Source organism: Globicatella sanguinis, from assembly GCF_002847845.2.
GTDB classification, from domain to species: Bacteria; Bacillota; Bacilli; order Lactobacillales; family Aerococcaceae; genus Globicatella; species Globicatella sanguinis.
In genome coordinates, this window is the sequence record NZ_CP126962.1 from 535,752 (window position 1) to 557,249 (window position 21,498).

Here is a 21,498-nt window from a genome sequence, read left to right on the forward strand (position 1 = left end):
TTGATTAGTTATTAAAATTAAGACTAACCACGACGTTGGCGAGCGTCTGCTGCACGTTGTAAGGTTTGTCCGATATAGTTAACACAAAGCATTAAGATTAATACTAAGATAACCGCTGGTAACCAAACCCAAGTTTTATTTTCAATAACGTCTGGGTTATTAGCATAACCGATTAAAGTACCAATTGATGGGGTTCCTACTGGTAAACCAAATCCTAAATAACTTAACCCGGTCTCGATCCCGATATTTCCAGCAAAACTTAAAGTTAAGTTGGTAATCATCATCGAGCTTAAGTTAGGTAATAATTCAAATAAGATAATTTTCCAGTCGCGAGTTCCCATCGTTTTTGAAGCACTAATATAATCTTTAGCTGCTTCTGATAAGGTTGCTGTACGGAATAAACGTGTAGTACTTGGCCACGCGAATACAGAAATAATTAAAATTAATTTCCACATACTAAACCCTTCAACGATTGTAATCATAACGATGGTAAACATGAACGTCGGTAAAACCATAATAAAGTCAACAATACGCATCATGAAATCATCTACGGCACCACCATAATAACCAGAGATTACCCCTAAAGCAATCCCAACAACTGCGGTAATAACCGTTACGGACCATCCGATGAATAATGTATTTTGAGTACCGGCAACTAACATTGTAAAGACATCACGTCCACCTTCATCAGTACCTAAAATATGGCCATCTACTCCCGGTTTTAAGAAACGGTCAAAAATGTTAACTTTCATTCCCGCGGGAACATCGATAAAATATGGCGATAATATTGAAATTAAAATAATAGAAATCAATAATACTAAAGCGAAAATCGCTACTTTATCACGCATAAATTCACGGCGAATAACTTCAAAACCTAGGGGTGGCACAGATGTTTCTTGATCTCGAACTACTTCGGTTTCTTGCATATTTTGTTGTAATTCCATTGTGTCCTCCTCCTAGTCTATTCTAATTCGTGGATCCACGAATACCATAATAATATCAGATAACAAGGTACCTAATAAGGTCATAAATCCAAAGAACAATACTAAGGTCATCATAACTGAGAAATCACGACCACTGATTGAGTCTAAGAATAAACGTCCCATCCCTTGATAAGTAAAGATATTTTCTGTAATAACTGCCCCTGAAACTAAACCGGTAATGGTATATCCCATGAAGGCTGCAATTGGTAACAATGAGTTACGGAAAATATGACGGCGATATACTACAGCTTCAGGTACCCCTTTCGCACGAGCAGTACGCACATAGTCTTGTGATTTTGCATCAATAATTCCAGTACGTAAGTATTGAATGGTACCGGTAGTACTAATTAAAGCTAAGGTAGTCCCCGGTAAAATGATATGATACAAGCGTGATAACATGGCTTGAATCGTGCCCGGTGTGACACCTGAACTGATTGTCCCACGTGTTGGGAACCATTTTAATGTATAACCAAATAACCAAATCATTAATAAACCTAATACAAATGATGGCATTGAATACGAAATAAAGTTATATAAGTTAATCGTACGGTCAATCCAAGAATCTTGGTAGCGACCTGCTAATAAACCTAAAGGTAACGCAATAAGATACGTTAAAATTGCTGTAAATAATGATAACCAAATTGTTGGCCATACACGTTGTCCAATGATAGATAATACAGGTTGTTTGTATTTCCAACTTCTACCGAAGTCTCCCACTAAAACACCTTTCATCCAATCAATGTAACGTTCATACCATGGCTTGTTTAAGCCTAATTTTTCACGCATTGCTTCTAATTGAGCTGCTGAAATTGTTGGGTCAATTGTCCCGGTTAGGGCATCCCCTGGCATTAAGATACTCAATGCAAATACTAAAATTGTTAATATAAACAATTGTGGCAGCATTAAGACAATACGTCTAAGAATTGTTTTCCACATATTAATTGATGCCTCCTTGTCCATTAACATCTTTCAGAGCTACTTTGTGCGTAGATGATAATTCTTTCAAGTCGTAAACGCGACCTTCTTCCGTGAAATACTTAGATGCATTCGTTTGGTATTCTTTTTCAACACGCAAACGATTCATTTTGTTTTCTTCACGGTTATTTGGATCGGTTTGCGGTATCGCTGATAATAAACGACGAGTGTAAATATGTTTTGGATCGCCATAAATATCGGTTCTTGAACCATATTCAGTGAAACGACCCCGATACATAATTGCTAACTCATCACACATATGTTTTACGACCCCTAAGTCATGGGAAATAAATAAATAACTCGTATTATATTCATCTTGGATACGTCTCATAAAGTTTAATACTTGTGCTTGTACAGATAAGTCCAAAGCAGAAACTGGCTCATCGGCAATGATTAATTTAGGATTAATCGCAACCGCTCTGGCTACGCCAATACGTTGACGTTGACCACCTGAGAATTCGTGTGGATATTTGTTTAAAGCATCTTCGGATAAACCGACAATATGCAGTAACTCAATCATTTTACGTTTTTCTTCTTCTGGTGTCATATTTTCAAAGTTACGTAATGGTTCTGATAAAACATCTGTAATACGCTTTTTAGGGTTAAAACTACTCATTGCATCTTGGAAAATCATTTGCACATTTCGACGATAATCAGATCGTCTTTTACGTGCTTCTGAAGTAATGTCTTTACCTTCATAGAAGATTTTACCGTCGGTAATTTTTTCTAATCCAATAATGGCTTTACCGATTGTTGATTTACCTGAACCTGATTCTCCTACTAATCCATAAGTTTTTCCTTCTTCGAAGACTAAGTCAACGCCATCAACTGCATAAACATAATCTGTAATACGGTTAAAGAAGCCACTTCTAATTGGATAATGGACTTTCAGTCCTTCTACTCTCATAAATTCTGCCATTATTTCGCCTCCTCTTCAAAGTGGAAGTGTTCATGACAGGTACAACGAACGAAATGACCTGGCACTACTTCGTGTAAGGTTGGATTTTCTTCATGAGCTTCTGATCCAATCCACGGAATACGTGGAGCAAAACGACAACCTTTTCTTGGTAATTTAGGTAGTGGTGGAACAATTCCTTGAATAACATGCAAATCACCTGATTCATCTTCTAAATTACTATCCGTTTGTGGGATTGAACGTAATAAAGAACGTGTATATGGATGTCGAGGATCATTGAATAAATCATGTACGGTTGCAATTTCAACGATTTGCCCTGCATACATCACGGCTACACGGTCAGCTGTTTCAGCTACAACTCCTAAGTCATGTGTAATTAAAATAATACCTGATTCAGTTTCTTCCTGAATATCATTTAATAAGTCCAAAATTTGAGCTTGGATAGTAACATCCAATGCTGTTGTAGGCTCATCGGCAATAATGATAGCCGGTTTACAAGCTAAAGCAATCGCTATAACCACACGTTGACGCATCCCACCGGATAATTCATGTGGATATTGTTTTGCTGTTCGTTGTGGATTCGCAATCCCTACTTGATCTAATAATTCTAAAACGCGTTTATGGCGCTCATTAGAATTTAACTTTGTATGATAAATTAAAGCTTCATCAATTTGAGATTCAATGGTCATCAAAGGATTTAATGAAGCTAATGGATCTTGGAAAATCATTCCGATTTCCTTACCACGAATACCATTAAAGGCTGCTTCATCATATTCAATAACATTTTCGTTTTGATAAATAATTTCACCAGTAATCTTTGTTACATTTGGGTTGTGTAATCCCATAATGGTCGTTGCAAGTGTACTCTTACCACAACCTGACTCTCCAACTATTGCTAATTTTTCATTTTTGAATAGTTGTAAAGAAACACCATCTACCGCATCATAATAATCATCTTTGATACGGAACCCAACATGCAAGTCTTTTATATCTAATAATAATTCTTGCTCATTCATGTTTTCCCTCCGTTCAGTTATACCTTATACTACTACGCTGTTAACGTCTCGATATATTGAACGGCATCGCCAACATTATCAAGTTGTTCTATTTTGTCATCATCAAATGTCACTTCAAATCGATTTTCTAATTCCATTACTAATTCAACGATATCCAATGAATCAGCACCTAAATCATTAAACGTCATTGTCGGAGTGACACTTTCTTCTTGAACATCAAAACGATCGATAATCATTTCTTTTACAATTTCGAATACATTTTCTTTAGTTCCCATTAATATACCTCCAACTAATTTTGCGTCTACACGCGCTAGTATACTCATACTATTTTACATACTAAATACTAAATTGTCTACCTAAAAATTAATTTAATTTAAGAATCCACTATTAGATTATGAGAAATTTTTAAAATGGTTAGCTATTTCTTCCACAACATTGCTTGTTAATATTTTATTTGCTTGTCTAATCGCATTGAAGATGGCTTCCTCATTAGAAGAGCCATGTGCTTTAATGACGGGCGCTTGTACTCCTAATAAAATAGCTCCGCCCTCTTTAGTGTCATCAAATTGATCTTTTAAATCACTCAATGCATCTTTGATTAATAATCCACCTAATTTGGATTTAAGGCCCGTATTTAATAATTGATTTTTGATTGCTTTAAAAATGGATTTAGAAGTTCCTTCCAATGATTTTAAAATAGCATTACCAGTAAAACCATCCGTAATGGCGATATCACATACACCTTGTAACAGTTCTTTTGCTTCGACATTGCCTATAAAATTTAATTCAGTTGCTTCTTTTAATAAAGGAAAGGTTGCTTTACTTAATTCATTCCCTTTGGTTTCTTCAGTACCATTATTAACTAAGCCTACTCTTGGTTTAGCGATACCGAACATGGCTTTGGCATAAAATGAAGCTAACACGGCAAATTGATATAAATTATTAGGTTTACAATCCGCATTTGCGCCTGCATCGGCTAAAATTAAATGTGGTGATTCAGGATTAAAAGTTGGTAATACTGGCATTAAACCTGGACGATCAATCCCTTTCATACGTCCAACGACGAGTAAACCACTTGCTAATAAAGCACCAGTATTTCCGGCTGATAATAAAGCATCCGCTTTTTTCTCTTTTACATATTGTGCTGCCATTACCATTGAAGAACCTTTTTTACGACGCACCGCAGCCACAGGTTCATCATCACTTTCAACCACTTCATCGGTATGGACGATGGTGACTCTGTCTTCAACTGTTAATAATGGTTTTATTTGTGCTTCATCTCCAAATAGCAGTACTTCAATTTCGGGAAAAGTCGCGATAGCCTTATTGACTCCCTTTACAACTGCATTGGGAGCATGATCGCCTCCCATGGCATCGATTGCAATTTTAAACATTATATACCTTCTTTCTTAAACACATATTATCGTTTTTATCTTTCATTTAGGAAGTGGACAAGTATAACAAAATGAGATGATTTTCGCTTCAACTTCTAGCACTCACAGTCAGAAATTATTAACCTATTTTTTAGGTACTGTTTGATTTCTAATAAAAAATGCGCTGAGCATTTACGTGTAATAATTGAATCAATTTTATCAAATTTTTGCCCATTCCAAACAAGCTAATAAAAATCTCTTCCTATTATATAGATAAGATTTATAAGTAATGATTTTATGTTCACTTAATGAAGTTATTTTACACTACTTTTTTAAATAGTTCATCTGATATGGTTATTATCAAAATAAGTTTTCAGATTTTGTCGTTTTCAAAAAAGTCATCACCATACAGTGATTTATTAATTATTATCTTGATTCGAAAATTACATTTCAATGATGGTAGAATCTTGCCAATCTTTTAAGGCTTGTTCTTCTTCATCAGATAAATGATGTAAATGATTTAAAAGTTCTTTGGCTTCTTGACGGGCAATCGCTAAAATATGCGCATCTTCGACCACATTCGCAAAATGAAATTGTGGTAATCCCGATTGGCTACGTCCCATAATATCGCCAATCCCTCTAATTTTCATATCCTCTTGACTAATAAAAAAGCCATCTTGAGATTGGGTCATAATATCCAGTCGTGCTTCTCCTTGTTCAGTAGTAGGCGATCCGATGAGGTAACAATAACTTGGTAAATCACTTCGTCCGACCCGTCCTCTTAATTGATGTAACTGAGCTAAACCAAAGCGTTCAGCAGACTGAATCACAATGACTGTTGCGTTAGGAACATCGACACCGACTTCCACCATGGTAGTTGCCACTAAAATTTGGATCTGGTTATCATTAAATTGATCCATTACCTTTTCTTGTGCTTCTTTATCTAACTGTCCATGTAAGACGCCTACTTGATATTGAACAAAAACCTCGCTTAAATGATCGGCAATCTCGATTACATTATCAATCGACTGCATATTTTCTGATGCATCAATCAATGGCAACACATAATAAACTTGATGACCTACCGCCAGTTCAATGTGCATACGTTCATATACTTCATCTATTTTTCCTGCTTCTACTCGATGGGTAGTAATCGGTTTACGTCCACCTGGTAATTCATCAATGGTCGAAACCGACAATTCGCCATATAATGTCATCGCTAATGAACGAGGGATCGGAGTAGCAGTCATTTGTAATAAATTAACTGCCGTAGCATTTTTATTCAGTAAGGCTTGTCTTTGTCCAACACCAAAACGGTGCTGTTCATCGATAATGGCTAAGCCAAGCTGTTTGAATTGAACATTATCTTGAATGAGTGCATGTGTCCCAATCACAATTCGAATTCTACCCGTTTGTAAGCCTTCGATTAAATTTTGTTTTTCTTTTGCTTTTAAATTACTCACTAATAATTCTGCGTGTAAGCCCATCGGTTCAAATATCCGGTTAAAATTCTCATAATGTTGTTTGGCTAATATTTCAGTAGGTGCCATTAAAGCCGTTTGAAAACCTGCTTGAATCGTTGCTATCATCCCTAAAAAGGCCACTAAGGTCTTCCCGCTTCCGACATCACCTTGTAGCATTCGTTTCATAGGATAAGGCGCCATTAGGTCATAACAGATTTCATTCACGGCTTTTTTCTGAGCATTGGTCAATTCATAGGGTAAGGTCTTAATAACACTTTTTAAATCTTCTACCTCATAAAAAATTCGTACACCCTGCTCTTGACTATCACGATAAGCAGCGTTTAATAAGCGCCATTGATATAAGAAAAATTCAAGAAAGATGATTTTGCGCGTTGCTTGTTTCTTTTGCACTGAGTCTTTTGGAAAATGCATTTGATACAAAGCTTGATTCAATGGGATTAAGCGATATTTATCATTTAAATATTGGGGAATAATTTCAGGAATCTGATGATAATATTCATCAAAACCAGCTTGAATTGTTTTTAAAATGGTGATTTGACGAATTCCCTGTTTGCTAGGATAAACACCGGCAATATTATTCTCCCCATCTTCATCAATTTTAATCATTTTCCTGCCTAGTAAACTTTGTTGGTTACTTTGCCATTTACCATAAACCACTTTTGTTTGGCCTAATTCAAATGATTTTTTTAAATAAGGTTGATTAAAAAAAACAACTTGGATGACCTCAGTGTCAGACACAGCAAAACGAAATGATAAACGACTCTTGCCCCGACCATAATAATTGACCACCGGTGGTGATACAACTTGTCCTTTTAAGGTTACTTTTTCTTGATCCATAATTGTTTTTAAATCTCGAATTTGAAAATCTTCATAGCGAAAAGGGAAATAAAATAATAAATCTCGAATAGTTAGAATGCCTAAAGAGGCAAATTGTTGTACTTTTGCTGGGCCTACTCCTTTTAAAGTTCCAATACTATCCAACCAATCACTCACTGACCTTGCCTCCTCCCTTAAAATAACACAAAAGAGCCGGGTTGCCCCAGCTCTAACTATCATCCTTAATACACTACTCTGCTGAAATGATATAATTATATACCGGTTGATTACCTTCTACAATTTCAAATTCAACGTCTTCAAATCGTTCTTCTAATTCTTCAGCAATTTGATTTGCTTCATCGACTGAACCGTCTTCGCCAACAATAATCGTCACAATTTCAGTTTCTTCAGTCATCATTAATTTTAAAGTTTGGTCTAATGCAGTTGGAGCATCTTGTACGGATAACATAATTTTACCACTCACAATACCCATGTAATCATCTTTGTTAATTTTAACACCATCAATTTCGGTATCACGAATAGAATAAGTAATTTGACCACTGGTTACTTGGTGACTCATTGCAGTCATTTGTTCTTTATTTTCTTCAATCGATGCATCCACATTAAAGGCCATTAATGAAGCAATTCCTTCTGGAATGGTAGTCGTTGGAATGACCACTGTTGGAACTTCTGCCACTTGCGTTGCTTGTTCTGCAGCCATGACAATATTCTTATTGTTAGGTAATAAGATAATTTTCTTAGCGTGTACTCTTTCAATTGCTTTAATAAAGTCTTCAGTAGATGGGTTCATGGTTTGACCGCCTGATAACACTTCGGTCACACCAAGTGAGCGGAATAATTCCATAATCCCTTCACCGGCTGCTACTGCGATAATCGCATATTCACGTTCTGGTTCCGTTGGTTTCGCCGGTTCCGCCGCTTGTTTAGCTTTTTCATTTAATGCTTTTTCATCATTTTCTAGACTACGCACTTGTTCACGCATATTATCTACTTTAATCTTAATTAATTCACCAAACTCTTGACCTAATTGCATAATTTCCCCAGGGTTTTCAGTATGGATATGAACTTTTACGATTTCATCGTCGGCTACTACTAATAATGAGTCTCCTTTTTGACCTAATGTATTTCTAAATTCATCATAATTAAATGATTTAATTGTAGTAGGTCCTTCCCCAATGCGCACCATGATTTCGGTACAGTAACCATACGTAATCTCTTCAAGGGTCATTGGATTTTCTGCACCCTCTTCAAACATTGCATGTGCATGAGCTTGAGCTTGTTGTGATAATTCATCCGCATCTTGGGCAATACTTGCTTCGCCTTTAAGTGCAGATAAGAATCCTTCATAAACACTTAATAATCCTTTTCCACCTGAGTCAACGACACCTACTTGTTGTAAAACGGGTAATAAGTCAGGTGTCTTGGCTAAAGATTTTTCAGCGCCTGTTACGATTGATTGCATTACTTCAATAATATTATCTGTTTTAGCCGCTTTTTTCTCACCACGAATAGCTGATTCGCGGGCAACAGTTAAAATGGTTCCTTCTACGGGTTTCATCACCGCTTTATAGGCAGCTTCGACACCACCGGCAAAAGCAGCAGCAAAGTCATTAGCATCTAAAGTATCTTTGTCTGTAATTGCTTGTGAAAAACCACGGAAAATCTGCGATAAGATAACACCAGAGTTACCACGTGCTCCCATTAATAAACCTTTAGCTAAAGCACCCGCTAATTCTCCTACTTTGTCAGATTTTGATTGTTTTAAATTTTCTACCCCAGAAGTAAACGACATATTCATATTCGTTCCGGTATCACCATCTGGTACTGGAAACACATTTAATGAGTTAATAAGTTCCATTTGATCATTTAGTCGTTGGCCACCGGCAATCACCATTGCTCGAAATTCGGCTGCAGTTATTTTTGTTAATTCCACTTGAATCCTCCTCGATTTTAAGACTTAGTCCACTTTAACGCCTTGAACATGAACATTGACATAACTTGTCTCAAAACCTAATAATTGTTCAACATTATATTTCACGGCTTGCTGAATATTTTGACAAATGACTGATATTTTGGTGCCGTATATAACTAAAATATACACATCGACTGCTACATCATTCCCCTGTTGGCTAATGACGACCCCTTTTGCATAGTTATCTTTTTTTAGAATTTCTGTAATATTATCGCGAATAAAATTTTTACTAACCATTCCCACGACACCGTAATTATCGGTAACAGCTGCACCTACTACGGTTGCGATTACTTCGTTGTTTAATGTAATTTGACCATTTGGAGTTTGAATTTTAATAGCCATTTATATACGCCTCCTCAAACTTATGTTTTGTATCGTAATAATTTTACCATAACTAGTGATTAAACGCTATTTATTACGGATGAAATCTGTATATTTTACAGAATAGATATCATTAAACTTAAAAACAAACAATTTAAACTCGCTTTACCTATCCCATACAATTTGGCTTGAATTGAAAGCATCTCAATGAATTTAGTCCTATCCAGTCATTATGACTCTTTTAACAAAAATAGGGACTGGCAATCAACAAGAATGTGTTTGCCTAGCCCCTATTAGTATATTGTGTTAATTATACACGTTCAATTTTACCTGATTTTAAAGCGCGAGCAGATACCCAAACTTTTTTAGGTTCTCCGTCGATCATCACACGAACTTTTTGTAAATTAGCGCCGAAACGTCGTTTGCTTTGATTCATAGCATGAGAACGAGTGTTTCCTGATTTAGCTTTACGACCAGTGAAATAGCATACTTTAGCCATCGTAATTCCTCCTTTATATCGCAGGAGCTGAGTCTCTGCTTTTTCATACCTTACAAATTTACCATAGTTTAGCTGTAAAGGCAAGATACTTTACAGACTTTTTTTGTTTTTTGAAAGTTCTAAAATTAAATTAGCCACTTAAATTGTGTATCCTCCCCATTTTTATGATTGAAAATAAAGCTGCTAGTTGCGGTTGGGAGGGGAACTATTTTATGGCTTTCAATACAACAGTAGCACTTTGCTTAATGGGAGAATCGGGTAAGCTAAATGACTCGACCGAAAATTTAAGCGAAGTGTATAAGTGCTAACATAAAAATGTACAGTTGTGACAAAATAAAGATGTACAAATAGATGCTTCACAGACAGGAGGAGATAACGGATAATCATTCATGAGGTAATGTGAATGTATAATCCAATCAAGATAGATTTTGCGGAAGATTTAAAAGTGAAATGTCTTAAGGATTTAGCTAATTATAAGGCTGTTATGGAGGTGTGCAATATGAAACCTAATTTTTCTCAACTCGCTCGAGAGTTGGGGAAAGATCGAAGGACGGTTCAGAAGTATTATGAAGGTTTTGAAAAGGCAACGACGAGGGTCAAGCCTTCTCAAGCGGATGACTACTACAAGTTGATCAAGGAGTTGCTTAGCGAAGACTGTATCCAAACTTTTCACTATATTCGCCACTTATGGCGCTATCTTGTAGATAACCATGACCTGCAACTAAAGGAATCTTCTTTCAGATACTATATCAACAAGAAGCCAGAGTTTAAGCAATACTTTGAGAAGAGGAAATTTATGAACAATGAGCCAATCTTGCGTTTTGAGACAGACCCGGGTCAACAACTACAAATAGACTGGAAGGAGAACTTTAAATACGTAACGAAGGAAGGGGAGCTTATTTATCTGAACGTTTTTGTGGGTATCTTAGGTTACTCGCGCTATAGTTTGTATCACGTTACCCTGAATCGGAGGCAATATACCCTATTTGCCGTCTTAAACGACATCTTTGAAAAGCTAGGAGGAATTCCCAAAGAAATACTCAATGATAATATGACGACGATCATGGAAGAGCCACGAACGTCCTATCGTCCTGGCTCTGTTAATCAGAAGTTTGAACAGTTTAGTCGTGATTATAATTTTGATGTCAGAGCTTGTGTCGCTCGGCGTGCAAGTACCAAAGGGAAAGTGGAAAGCCAAATGAAGTTGATTGATGAACTCGATGCTTATCAGGGAAAGTTTTCCTTTGAAGAGTTGGTGGGCCATGTTGAAAAGATGAATCTTCGTAAAAATCTTGAGATCCATCCAACCACCAAAAAATCACCCATGAGTCTCTTGGAATACGAAAAAGACTTCCTATCCCCGCTGCCTAGCAAAGAGATAAGAAGTCGTTACTATTATCAACAAACCGTCAAGGTGAACAGCTCTTCGATGATTAGCTATCAATCGAATCAGTATTCAGTTCCAGCTGAATACATCGGAAAAAGGCTTGGCCTAGAGGTTGAAGACAATACCTTGTATCTTTATGATAACACGAAGTTGATCACTAGTCATCCAGTATCTAATCTGGCCATGAATTACTTGCCAGGACACTATGAACAGCTCGTCGCTAGCACCATGCCCTATAAGTCACAAGAAGAGGTCGAAGCTTATTCAAAAGAAAATTTAGAAAGGTTGAACGCTATTTATGGCAAGAAAGGATAAAACAACGTATCTTCAGCTCAAGGAGAACTTAGACTATCTTAAGCTCACTCAGATGAGCCTGCATTTAGACAGGGTTTTAAGTGGCGATTACGACCACCTCTCCATTGTGGATACCCTTTTAAGGTTAACGAATCATGAGGTAGATATTAAGCGTCAAAATAGTAAGGATATGATGATTAAAATCGCTAAATTACCAATCAATATGACCTTTGAAAACTTTGACTTTGACTTTCAACCAAGCATTCAAGAGCGAGAAATCCGTGATTTGATGACCTTATCTTTTATAGAAAAAAAGGAGAATGTCGTCTTCTTGGGTTCAAGTGGAGTAGGCAAGACCCATTTAGCCGCGGCAATTGGTTTAGAAGCAGCTAAGAATCGCTATAACACCTATTTCATTAAGTGTAGCGATCTCTTAGAGAAGCTCAGAAAGGCTCAGTCAGAGAATCGATTAGAGAGCAGTCTGCGTTATTATAATCGGGCCAGCTTACTCATTATTGACGAACTAGGCTACTTACCCTTAAATCCAGGAGATGAGCGTCTCTTGTTCCAAGTCATTGACCGGCGTTATGAGACTAAGAGCACCATACTCACCACGAATATTTCCTTTGGTAATTGGGATGAGCTGTTTCAAGATGCCTTAATTGCTCATGCGATTGTTGATCGCGTCCTTCATCACTCAAAAGTGATTCAAATTAATGGTGATTCTTATCGGTTAAAAGATCATTTAAACAAGGAAGAAGAGGAATAAACATAGTCAATTCGATATGTAATTGTACATATTTATATTCACACTTTTGTACAATTTTGTGTTGACATTTACAAAGTGCAAAAAGGTCGGGGAGTGACCCCGCACCCGATTCGACGATTCAGTCAAGTGCTACGGTATAGAAAAAAGTATAGAAAAAAACATCTCAAAACGTTATTATTGTAGTGACAAAACCAGAATAAAGGACGTTTTAAGATGTATCATCATTATAATTCATTTTCAGCAGAAAGCAAGACCCGAAATAAACATTTAACCTTGGACGATCGTCATAATATTGAGCGTTGGCACCATAGTGGTAAGTCTAATCGTGAAATTGCGCGTCTTCTAGATAAAGCCCCTCAAACGATTCATAATGAAATCAAAAGAGGGCTTGTGCTTCAACAAGTGAGAAAAGGTCGCTTCAAAAAGATTTATTCTGCTGAGTATGTTCATTCTCAGTATTTAAAACAGCGTGACAAGTGTGGCCGCAAAGTGTCACTTGATAAGGAAACCAAAGAAACACTCGTTCATTTTCTGACCGAAATGAAATATTCACCAGAAATGATCGTTCATTCTAATCTTGTCAACGTTCCTGTTTCAACGATTTACTATTGGATTCATAACGGACATTTAGGTTTAACATCGAATGACTTACTTTATCCACGTAAATCAAAGAAAAAACGTAAGAATACTAGCTCGCAATTTAGAGTGAAAGGTCAATCCATAGAAATGCGTCCGGAAGTCATTAATCAGCGTGGTGAGTACGGTCATTATGAAATTGACACCGTGATTCTAACGCGCAAGACCAATAAATGTTTACTCGTATTAACCGATCGTCGGACACGCCATCAAATTATTCGACTGATTCCGAATAAACAGGCGGCATCCGTCAATAATGCTTTATTAGGTATACTCAATGAATATGCGATTAAATCAATTACTGCGGATAATGGTGTTGAATTTTTTAGACTGCATGAAGTCTTTCCTTATGAGCATATTTATTATGCCCATCCCTATTGTTCATATGAACGGGGAACAAACGAAAACCACAATCGACTAATAAGGCGGTTTTTACCTAAAGGAACAACAGATGTAACGGAATTAGAAGTAAAGAAAATTGAAAACTGGATTAATCATTATCCGAAAAGAATATTCAACTACAAATCACCATTTGAGATGATGTACGCTGGCTAATTTAAACTTGAAATTTGCCTTTTTTTGTTTTTTAAAAATTAATGATCATCTTGAACCCACATTACAACAATCATCCCCTTAGTAAATGACAATTCAATCACTGGATGATTGGGAATAAACTCATTACTAATTAAAGCAGTCGGGGTCTTAAAATCCGTTGCTGGTAAATTGTATTTAGCACCTTTAATTTGCCACGAGCTAACTGGGGTTAAAGAAATGATCGATAAATACTTCGCTTGCGATGGATTCAATAATTGATGATGACCTGGTTGATAAAAGCGCGCTTGATGTTGAGCTTCAATAAAATGAAGCTTTTCAACAATGTTTTCAAAGCGCGGTTCCAATACTAACCAAATATTGGCTAAAAAGTGGTCAACACGACCGCCTCCACCTAAGGCTCCGTATATTGCAATCGTTTCATATTGAGAGTAATGCTCTAGCACATATAACAAAGCTAATTGCAAATCCGTATCATCTTTTTCTGATGGATAGCGATGAAGTGTTTGCGTATGCTCTTCAATGAAGGCTAACTCACTTGCACTAACTGAATCAAAATCACCAAAAGCATGAGTTAAAGTAAAACCGGCTTTTATTAAGCGATAGGCGCCACGATCGACTCCTATTAAGATGTCTTCTTCTTTTATTCGCAACTGGTGTAGGGCTGGATTAGGTCCTCCTGCGCAAATAATGACTTTTGCCATGCGCATCGCTCCTTATTTACGTAAAGACTCAATCGCTTGTTGACGGTCCGTTGCGTTAAAAATATAGGAACCCGCTACTAAAACATCGGCTCCAGCTGCCAGACATTGTTGAGCTGTCATTTCATTAATCCCCCCGTCAACTTCAATTTCATATTGAAATTGGTGTTGACTACGTAACTCTTTTAATTGACTAATTTTGGTTAAAGTCGATTCGATAAAACTTTGTCCTCCGAACCCAGGGTTAACCGTCATGACCAATACTAAATCTACTTCTGATAATACAGCTTCAATGGCAGACACTGGTGTGCCAGGATTAATCACCACTCCTGCTTTTTTTCCTAGTTGTTTAATCATTTGAATCACGCGATGTAAATGATGAGTGGCTTCGACATGTACCGTAATAATATCGGCCCCAGCATTGGCAACCATTTCGACATATCGTTCTGGTTGTTCGACCATCATATGCACATCAAATACTAAGTCGGTATGAGGTCTTAACCATTGATAGACCATCGGCCCAAAAGAAATATTACCGACAAAGTTACCGTCCATTAGGTCTATATGTAAATAATCTGCACCATATTGTTCAATTTCTTTAATTTCAGCTAATAATTTGGTAAAATCCGCACTCAACATTGAGGGAGCTATTTTCATTTTTTATTTCTCCTTTTTACGATAAATCGGTTTTCTTTGTTCAATTTTTTGTAATATTTGACTATAATTTTCATATCGAGAGGTGGCAATTTCGCCGGTTTCAACCGCTTCTTTGACTGCACAGTTAGGTTCATTTTGATGTAGACATCCTCTAAATCGACACTCGGCACTCTTGCGCCAAATTTCTGGAAAGTACTGACTCAGTGCTTCTTTTTCAATTTGTGGAAAGTCAATTGCACTAAATCCAGGCGTATCTGCAAGAAGCCCTTGATATAAGCGATATAAAGTGACTTCACGGGTCGTATGACGTCCACGATTTAAATAATCACTAATTTCACCGGTAGCAATATCGGCTTTAGGCAATAAATCATTTAATAAAGTCGATTTACCCACACCTGATTGGCCCATCACGATGTAAATGGCATCTTTATTGACTACTGATTCTATTTCTTCTGCAAAAGTACTAATTTCATTTTTAACGATGACTTGATAGCCAATCTTTTGGTAAACGCCTTTAATTTCTTTCACTTTTAATTCTGCTGTCGTTTCACCTAACGCTTTTACTAATAAATCATATTTGGTAAGTAAAATAATCGGTTCAATTTGATGAGACTCAATCGATACTAAAAAATAGTCTAATAAATTATATGAAAAATCTGGTTCGACCAGTGACATCACAATAAACGCATCATCCACATTGGCCACCGGGGGTCTCACTAAACTGTTTTTTCTTGGAAATATCGTCACTAAACGACTTTCGGATTGACTATCATCAAGATCGATTTCGATTTCAACATGATCCCCAACCAGTGGTTTTACTTGTTGATGTCGAAATTTACCTTTAGGTTTAGTGGCATATGAATGACCTTCAGACCAAACATAATAAAAACCACTAATCGCCTGATAAATGATTCCTTCTTTCGTAATGAATTGCTTTTCTTTCACAGATTCCCTCCTCGTTTTATAAAAATAGACCACTACTGCCGACTCTAATCGGTCAATAGCAGTCCTGTCACTTCAACTATTGTTCTGGGTAAACAGCATTACTTTCCATATAAACTTCACCATCTCTTAAAATACGATACTGACCGACACCATCATTCTTAATAAATAATTTTAATTGAACGGTCGTTGTTTCGGTTATTTCAAAACTACGATGTAAAGTATTAATATTGTTTTGTGAATCACCAATATAGACATCGATTACATTTGGTAATGGCTTTTTCATTTCCAAATCAGTATCTGCATAAGTCGGTAAATATTCAAGCGTGATGGTCTCGGTATGTTGTAGAACCACTTCTTCTTGTGCACCTTGTGAGACAACGACTGAAATAGTATCACCTGGAACTAAAGCTGTACCACTCGCAGGGTCTTGGCTAATAACTTGATCAGCGGATATATAATCATCATAAGCATAGGTGACATCAACATTTAAACCATATTCATCTGCAAAGTTTTGCACCATGGATAAAGGTAAATTATTAAAATCTTGCATAGAAATACTATCCGACATTTGTCCTACTGTAAAGGTAATCGTAGTATCAGTTGGTACAACCTTTGAGCCAGGCTCAACGCTCTGGTCTAGAATAACCCCAACTTGACTTTCATCATTGGTCGCCATTCCGCGTCGCACCACAATAAAGTTAGCATCCGTCAATTCTTTACGAATCGGTTCATAAGCTTCCCCAATATAATTACCAATTTCAACTTGCTCTTTGCCATTACTTACCACTAAGTTAACAGCACTATTTTTTTCAATACGTGAATTGGCTTCCGGTTTCGTTTCAATAGCCGTTCCCGCTGGTAAGGTCTTATCCCACTGGGGAATAATTTGATTGACGTTTAAATTATTTTCTTCTAGTAACTTTATCGCTTCTTCTTGCGTTTTATTGTATACATCCGGTATCGTTACAAAACGGGTGGTCTGACCATAGACATAATAGGCACCAAGTAATAAAAGTACTAGTAATAATAGCCCCACTAACCAACGCACGAAACGATAATTTTTGCGAACAGGTTCAATCGGTGGGACGACATCAAAACTAGGTACTAATTCTTCATCCAAAGGTTCTGGCGCTTCCATTTTTTCATCTAAAGCTTTATGAGCTGAAGATATAGGTTTAATTGGTTTTAAAACCGTCGTCTCAGACATATCCTTTGGTACAAAAAGTGCTTCATTCATACGATTAGCACTTAAACTAGTGGTCAAGTCTTGATGCATTTCTTCGACAGAATTATAGCGATCGGCTGGATTTTTTGTAGTCGCTTTTAAGACCACATTTTCCAAACTTTGTGGCACATAATCGACCGTATCTTTCACACGGGGAAAGGCCTCTTGGAAATGCTTAAGAGCAATCGACACCGCCGATTCACCATTAAAGGGAACGGTACCTGTTATCAATTCATATAATACGACCCCAAGGGCATAAATATCTGATTTAATCGTTGCACTACTACCACGAGCTTGTTCTGGTGATAAATAATGAACCGAACCTAATAATGTATTCGTTTGAGTAATACTGGTGTCCGATAAGGCAATCGCAATCCCAAAGTCGGTAATTTTCACTTCATTATTTTCCGTGATTAAAATATTTTGCGGTTTAATATCACGGTGAATAATACGGTTTTTATGGGCAATTTCAATAGCTGACAAAATTTGACTCATAATCGAAACCGTTAATTCTAATGAAAGTGGCGCATTTTGTTTAATAAAGGACTTTAAATCTGTTCCCTTCACATACTCCATTACAATATATTGTTGTTGATCGGTCTCATCGACATCATAAACTTCAACAATATGATGATGTAGTAATTGACTAGCAGACATCGCTTCTCTTTGGAAACGACGTATCGCATCTTTATTATCCTGGAAGTCAAATCGTAAAACTTTAACAGCAACATCGCGATCCAGGATTAGATCACGTGCTAAAAACACATTAGCCATGCCACCTTGACCAATAACATCATTTATCTGATAACGATCCGAGAGTTTATCTCCTATTTCAATCATGCTGACACCTCCTCATTTGAGAATTCAGATGCTAAAATAACGGTAATATTATCAGTGCCTCCCGCATTATTTGCGGCTTCAATTAATTTTTCAGGAAAATCATCTGCAAAACGATCCTGATTAAACATTTCAAGCAATTGTGTATCTTCTACCATATTGGTTAAGCCATCTGAACAAAGCATCAGCATTTCTACTTGTTCCAATGGAATTAAGTTGCTTTCAGCTTCAACATCAGGAGTGCCACCAATTGATTGAGTCACCACATTGCGTTGCGGATGCATTTGGCCTTCTTCTTTCGTAATTTCACCTGTTTTAATCAAGACATTGACTAAAGAATGGTCTTCGGTCACCTGAAGTAATTGGCCTTCTTTGTAGACATATGCCCGGCTATCCCCTACATGTACGATAACTAATTGATCCTCAACTACAATAGCCGCAACTAAGGTCGTTCCCATGCCTTCCAGTTGACTTTCTGACTTCGATTTTTCATAAATATATAAATTAACGGCTTCAATTTGTTCTTTTAACCACGTTTGAATATTGGTTAAATCAAATTTTTCTTCAGTTTGAACAAAGCGCTCCCCTAAAAACTGAGTGGTTTGTTTACTGGCGACATCGCCCGCTTGATGCCCTCCGACACCATCACATAAAATAAATAATACTTGCTGATGTTGATTTGTAAAATAATCAGCATAGTCTTGATTTGATGAACGTTTTCGTCCAACATTTGAACGGACTTTGATTTTCATCCTTTCACCTCTCATATAAACCTCTGTTTATTTTTTAACGAAACGACTAATAAAGAAGCCGTCTGTATGATATTGATGCGGCCAAACTCTAATTTGACCCGCTGAATTAAGTAAATCTGCTGGTAGTAATTCTGTTGGTTGGATTGGATCTAATTGAAAATCCGCATGAGTGGCTAAAAATTGATCAACCATTTGCTCATTTTCAATCGGTGCTAGTGTACATGTACTATATACTAACACCCCTCCAGGTTTTAATAAACTTGCGACATGATTTAATAGTTCAGCTTGAATCTTTGCTAACTCAACTAAATCTTGTGCTTGTTTTTCATATTTTATTTCTGGTTTTCGACGCATCAAGCCTAAACCGGAACATGGAGCATCCAAATATATTGTATCATATAATGCATTATTTTTCGGCAAAAATTTTGAAGCATCGGCCTGTTGGGTGGTCACTTTTTCTGCTAGACCCATTCGTTGTAAATGTTGATCCACTTTCTTTAATTTATGGCTCGATAAATCCAAAGCAGTCAAATGGCCTGTCGTTAATAATTGGGCAATATGAGTCGCTTTACCACCAGGTGCTGAACAAGCATCTAATATCTGCTCTGTTCCGGTTATTTTTCCTAATGGTGCGACTAACATGCTGGACTCATCTTGAATGGTCACGCGTCCTTCTTTAAAGACATTAGAATGAATTAAATCACCACTTTGTACGATTAAGCCATAAGGTGATACCTTACTAGGTTCAGTGATCACTTGTTCGCTTTGTAATTGTTGCTGAATCTCTTGACGCTGATCAATATTCGCAATCACTCTCGCTGATAAGTGGGGTGTCTCTAATAAACTTTTTAGTAATGATTCTAACTGATCACTTTGATCCCCTAACCAGTGTGAAAGTTGCTCGACTAACCATAATGGCATGCTATATTGAATACTCAAATAGTCATAGAATGCCGTTGCTTTATCGGGTAATTCCCTTAATGGTTGGCGATTAAATTGTCTCAAAATGGCATTAACAAACTTGCCTAAGCCACCATGCCCATTCGTTTTCGCAATTTCGACTGCTTCATTTAAAACGGCATGATCTGGGACTTTATCTAAAAATAATAGTTGATAAATACTTAAGCGAAATAAAGAAGCAATCCAAGTATCGATTTTCTTGCCCTTGAGATAAGGTTCTAAATAATAATCTAACGTTAAGCGACGTTGCACAACACCATAGACTAATTGTACCAATAATTTTTGATCCAATTCATTCAAATGAGTATGTTGTATGGTTTGATCGATTAAAACATTCGAATATTGATTTTCATATTCAATTTGATGAATCAGTTTGAGCGCCTGCCATCTAACATTTTTAGCTAATTGTTTTTCACTACGTTGTTTTATTTTCATTAGCTGTCACTCTATTCAAATCGTTGACCGATTAAATCTTCAGCATCCATTCCGTTTAAGAAAGTAGCTGCATCCATTCTTCTTTTACCGCTTGGTTGTAATGATGTAATCGCATAATAGCTTTCTTGGCATTGGACAATTACTTGGTCATCTTCTACGGCTACAATCGTCCCTGGTGCCACCGTTTCCGTTGTGGCATAAGCGATCGGTTGCCCTTCCCACACTTTTAAGCGTTGACCATTCCACATAGTATAAGTGGAAGGAAATGGTCGAAAAGCGCGGACATGATTATGTACTGCCGTTGCCGATTGCGACCAATCAATTTTTTCTTGTTCCTTAGAAATAGTGGGAGAGAATGTAACCAACTGCTCATCTTGTTTAATGGGTGTTAATTCTCCAGCAAATAATGGTGGTAATGTTTCTAATAATAAATCGCGCCCTATTATTGCCAAGCGTTCGAATAATTGACCGACATCATCATTGAAATGGATAGGAGTCTTAGCTTGTGCTAAAATATCGCCCGCATCCATTTCTTTTTCCATATACATAATTGAAATACCTGTTTCCTCGTCACCTTGCCAAATCGCATAATGAATCGGTGCCCCACCACGATATTTTGGTAATAGTGATGCATGCACATTAATGGCTAAATATTTTGGATGTTTTAATAATTTGGTCGGCACAAATTGACCATAAGCAGCCGTGACAATTAAATCAACGTCCATGGCTAATATTTGTTCCATCTCTTCTGATTTACCTAGTTTTTCCGGTTGGAAGACAGGAATTTGATGACTCAATGCTACTTCTTTTACTGGTGAAGCGGTTAATACTTTTTTACGACCAACAGGGCGATCTGGTTGAGTCACAACGGCAATCACTTCATATAATGAGGATTGTGCTAAAATCCCTTTTAAAACTGTTGCTGAAAATTCAGGTGTCCCCATAAAAATAATTTTCTTCATATAATTTACC

General features: G+C 36.9%; 20 protein-coding genes. 3 read left to right on the forward strand and 17 right to left on the reverse strand.

All coding sequences use genetic code 11. The features are described from left to right. Positions 1-23: 23 nt before the first annotated feature. The 10 genes from CYJ72_RS02280 to rpmB all read right to left on the reverse strand — a co-directional run bounded on the left by CYJ72_RS02280 (position 24) and on the right by rpmB (position 10,376). Positions 24-944 carry an ABC transporter permease gene (locus CYJ72_RS02280; RefSeq protein WP_284630273.1) on the reverse strand — a complete coding sequence of 307 codons (921 nt, stop codon included), beginning with the start codon at positions 942-944 and terminating at the stop codon, positions 24-26. Positions 945-956: 12 nt separating this feature from the next. Beyond that, positions 957-1,919 (reverse strand): oligopeptide ABC transporter permease, encoded by a 963-nt coding sequence (gene opp4B / locus CYJ72_RS02285; RefSeq protein ID WP_066124096.1) that lies wholly within the window; start codon positions 1,917-1,919, stop codon positions 957-959. A gap of 1 nt (position 1,920) precedes the next feature. Next, positions 1,921-2,877 carry an ATP-binding cassette domain-containing protein gene (locus CYJ72_RS02290; protein WP_284630274.1) on the reverse strand — a complete coding sequence of 319 codons (957 nt, stop codon included), beginning with the start codon at positions 2,875-2,877 and terminating at the stop codon, positions 1,921-1,923. Further along, positions 2,877-3,890, reverse strand: a complete 1,014-nt coding sequence (locus CYJ72_RS02295) for an ABC transporter ATP-binding protein (protein WP_284630275.1) — start codon at positions 3,888-3,890, stop codon at positions 2,877-2,879. Before CYJ72_RS02295 ends, CYJ72_RS02290 begins: the two co-directional genes overlap by 1 nt. Before the next feature lie 32 nt (positions 3,891-3,922). After that, positions 3,923-4,165, reverse strand: coding sequence for an acyl carrier protein (acpP, locus tag CYJ72_RS02300; protein WP_066124101.1), 243 nt, complete (start codon positions 4,163-4,165; stop codon positions 3,923-3,925). A 117-nt stretch (positions 4,166-4,282) separates the two neighbouring features. Continuing rightward, the gene (gene plsX, locus CYJ72_RS02305) at positions 4,283-5,284 is read right to left on the reverse strand and encodes a phosphate acyltransferase PlsX (protein ID WP_066124103.1); all 1,002 of its coding nucleotides are present in this window, start codon (positions 5,282-5,284) and stop codon (positions 4,283-4,285) included. A gap of 422 nt (positions 5,285-5,706) precedes the next feature. Continuing rightward, on the reverse strand, positions 5,707-7,740 hold the full coding sequence (recG, locus tag CYJ72_RS02310) for an ATP-dependent DNA helicase RecG (RefSeq protein ID WP_284630276.1): 2,034 nt from the start codon (positions 7,738-7,740) through the stop codon (positions 5,707-5,709). A gap of 73 nt (positions 7,741-7,813) precedes the next feature. Further along, entirely contained in the window at positions 7,814-9,517 is a 1,704-nt protein-coding gene (locus tag CYJ72_RS02315; RefSeq protein WP_284630277.1) for a DAK2 domain-containing protein, read from the reverse strand. A gap of 24 nt (positions 9,518-9,541) precedes the next feature. Continuing rightward, on the reverse strand, positions 9,542-9,898 hold the full coding sequence (locus tag CYJ72_RS02320; RefSeq protein WP_284630278.1) for an Asp23/Gls24 family envelope stress response protein: 357 nt from the start codon (positions 9,896-9,898) through the stop codon (positions 9,542-9,544). Positions 9,899-10,187: 289 nt separating this feature from the next. Further along, entirely contained in the window at positions 10,188-10,376 is a 189-nt protein-coding gene (gene rpmB, locus CYJ72_RS02325) for a 50S ribosomal protein L28 (protein WP_066124112.1), read from the reverse strand. Positions 10,377-10,779: 403 nt separating this feature from the next. Between rpmB and istA the strand changes: the two genes are divergently transcribed. The 3 genes from istA (at position 10,780) to CYJ72_RS02340 (ending at position 14,017) form a co-directional block, all read left to right on the forward strand. After that, a complete protein-coding gene (istA, locus tag CYJ72_RS02330; RefSeq protein WP_284628750.1) occupies positions 10,780-12,078 on the forward strand; it encodes an IS21 family transposase in 1,299 nt (432 codons plus the stop codon). Next, positions 12,062-12,826, forward strand: coding sequence for an IS21-like element helper ATPase IstB (istB, locus tag CYJ72_RS02335; protein WP_284628748.1), 765 nt, complete (start codon positions 12,062-12,064; stop codon positions 12,824-12,826). Before istA ends, istB begins: the two co-directional genes overlap by 17 nt. A gap of 213 nt (positions 12,827-13,039) precedes the next feature. Next, positions 13,040-14,017, forward strand: coding sequence for an IS30 family transposase (locus CYJ72_RS02340; protein ID WP_284630279.1), 978 nt, complete (start codon positions 13,040-13,042; stop codon positions 14,015-14,017). A gap of 38 nt (positions 14,018-14,055) precedes the next feature. Here CYJ72_RS02340 and CYJ72_RS02345 read toward each other — a convergent pair whose 3' ends face one another. From CYJ72_RS02345 to fmt, 7 genes are all read right to left on the reverse strand, one after another. Next, positions 14,056-14,718, reverse strand: a complete 663-nt coding sequence (locus CYJ72_RS02345) for a thiamine diphosphokinase (protein WP_284630280.1) — start codon at positions 14,716-14,718, stop codon at positions 14,056-14,058. A 12-nt stretch (positions 14,719-14,730) separates the two neighbouring features. Continuing rightward, the gene (gene rpe, locus CYJ72_RS02350; RefSeq protein WP_284630281.1) at positions 14,731-15,372 is read right to left on the reverse strand and encodes a ribulose-phosphate 3-epimerase; all 642 of its coding nucleotides are present in this window, start codon (positions 15,370-15,372) and stop codon (positions 14,731-14,733) included. A gap of 3 nt (positions 15,373-15,375) precedes the next feature. Next, entirely contained in the window at positions 15,376-16,317 is a 942-nt protein-coding gene (gene rsgA / locus CYJ72_RS02355; protein ID WP_284630282.1) for a ribosome small subunit-dependent GTPase A, read from the reverse strand. Between the two features lie 76 nt (positions 16,318-16,393). Further along, positions 16,394-18,382 carry a Stk1 family PASTA domain-containing Ser/Thr kinase gene (pknB, locus tag CYJ72_RS02360; protein WP_284630283.1) on the reverse strand — a complete coding sequence of 663 codons (1,989 nt, stop codon included), beginning with the start codon at positions 18,380-18,382 and terminating at the stop codon, positions 16,394-16,396. Continuing rightward, positions 18,379-19,131 carry a Stp1/IreP family PP2C-type Ser/Thr phosphatase gene (locus CYJ72_RS02365; protein ID WP_284630284.1) on the reverse strand — a complete coding sequence of 251 codons (753 nt, stop codon included), beginning with the start codon at positions 19,129-19,131 and terminating at the stop codon, positions 18,379-18,381. Before CYJ72_RS02365 ends, pknB begins: the two co-directional genes overlap by 4 nt. A 27-nt stretch (positions 19,132-19,158) precedes the next feature. After that, the gene (rsmB, locus tag CYJ72_RS02370) at positions 19,159-20,526 is read right to left on the reverse strand and encodes a 16S rRNA (cytosine(967)-C(5))-methyltransferase RsmB (RefSeq protein WP_284630285.1); all 1,368 of its coding nucleotides are present in this window, start codon (positions 20,524-20,526) and stop codon (positions 19,159-19,161) included. Between the two features lie 11 nt (positions 20,527-20,537). Continuing rightward, complete coding sequence (fmt, locus tag CYJ72_RS02375; protein WP_066124125.1) at positions 20,538-21,488, reverse strand: methionyl-tRNA formyltransferase; 951 nt, start codon at positions 21,486-21,488, stop codon at positions 20,538-20,540. Positions 21,489-21,498 lie beyond the last annotated feature (10 nt).